Source organism: Deltaproteobacteria bacterium (genome assembly GCA_019308995.1).
Classification (GTDB): domain Bacteria; phylum Desulfobacterota; class Desulfarculia; order Adiutricales; family JAFDHD01; genus JAFDHD01.
The window spans coordinates 1-1,852 of record JAFDHD010000225.1 but is presented as its reverse complement, the minus strand read 5'-3'; the positions used below and the strand labels follow the sequence as shown (position 1 = coordinate 1,852).

1 protein-coding gene is annotated in these 1,852 nt (G+C 39.8%); it reads left to right on the top strand.

The genetic code is table 11. The annotated features are described in order from the left end of the window. The first annotated feature begins 135 nt into the window (after positions 1-135). Positions 136-1,020 carry an MBL fold metallo-hydrolase gene (locus JRI95_17190; GenBank protein ID MBW2063281.1) on the top strand — a complete coding sequence of 295 codons (885 nt, stop codon included), beginning with the start codon at positions 136-138 and terminating at the stop codon, positions 1,018-1,020. Positions 1,021-1,852 lie beyond the last annotated feature (832 nt).

Genomic DNA, 1,852 nt, shown 5'->3' with positions numbered 1-1,852 from the left:
AAAACAGTTATGGTGAAGGTAACTGTAGTGGAAGATTTGAAGACTCTCGATCAAAGCATGGTTTGGAAGGTGCCTATTAATAACAACAGATATGGGTTAAATTACCACTATAATAACGCTGCTATGTTACAATAGTTGGAAAACAGGGAAGGATGTTTTGAGATGAAGAGTATTAAACGGCGTATTACCGTTCTGGTGAACAACTGGACAAATGAAAGTTCGTTCCTTGCCGAACACGGACTTTCGCTCCTTATTGAAGATTGCCACTCAGAGAGAATTTGGAGTTATCTCTTTGATACCGGGCAGAGACCTGAAGTTTTGATCTCAAACGCCGATCAGATTGGTGTCGACTGGTTAAACTTACGCGCCGTAATGTTCAGTCACGGGCATTATGACCATACCGGCGGCCTTTTGGGTATACTGAAAAAACTGAAGAAGCCGGTTTCCATTTACTATCATCCCGAGGCCTTTTCCCCCAGAATCAACAAGAAACGGGACTCAAGAAATATTGGTATTCCATTTACGGAAGCTTCCCTGAAAGAGTCCGGCAATAAATTAGTTTCGACCAGATCCGAAGTTAGGTTGACCGAGGATATTGTCTTGACGGGGGAGATTCCCAGGATTTACGCGATTGAGTCTGAATCAACCGCCGGTTTTTACCGGGAGAAAGACGGAGAGCCGGTCAAGGATGAGGTTATTGATGACAGGTCGCTAATTATCAGATATCCAGGGAGAGGCTTTTATTTGATTTGCGGGTGCTGCCATGCGGGGCTGCTCAACACCCTGGAATATGCCGGGAAGGTTTATAAGAATGAACAGGTTTTGGGGATAATCGGCGGGTTCCATATGCATGGAGCAGGTGAAGAGAGAATGAGGTTAACGGTTGACAAACTAAAAGAATATAATCCGTCGTTAATAGTGCCCATGCACTGTACGGGCAGGCGTGAAAGCGCCGTTTTATACAATGAGTTCAAGGGAAAGGTAAAGTTTGCGGGCGTAGGAGAGATTATTGAGTTATAGTCAAATTTACGGGAGTATTCCTTATATTACTGGAACCCTTATCAGCCTTAAACCCTTATTTTGCCGAAATTGAGCTCTATGAAAGACTGAAAAAAATTATCGTGAACGAAATTTTGCTTTTTTTGTGGTCTAATCAGAATATTACTTAATCCTTTTTATCTCAAACTGAACCTCATTGTTCAGTTCTTTAATCATCTGCATTAGTTGCCGGTGTTCCGTTTGATTATTCTTTTCGAATCTATCCATTCTACCTTCCAAACTATCCACTTTACCTTCCAGCCTGTCCATTTTACTTTCCAGCTAACCAGCAAAGCCCTTGTCAACCTTTTCATTTAACCCATTCAAATCATCGCTCAATATATTAAACTTGGAGCTAATATCTTCAAGTATGACTGCAACTTTAGAATCATCCAATTATGGTCACCTCCTTGACCATTAATACTATATACCAAATCTTTCTTCTTTGACAAGCTTTATATCCGGCGAATATTTATTTGTTTCAAACGAAGAAGATTACGGCATTTATCTTGTTTTACCGGGTCTGCCTTGTCCATGGCATATACCAGAATATTTGTACCAATTAAAGATCTTAGACATCGTATAAATCCTCGCTTTTCCATTTTTTTCCTTTTAAATCGGCATTAGCCTTATCCATTAATTGAAAACAATCATCCAGCTAATTTTGAGAGGAAGGAAGCACAGTTTGCGTCAAAAGTTTATGTATTAATGCATTTAATGATGTATTATGCTTTTTTGCATACTTCCTGCCTGCTTCCAGGATATCTTTATCAATGGAAATTGTAATGTTTTTCATAAATTATCACCCTTTCAG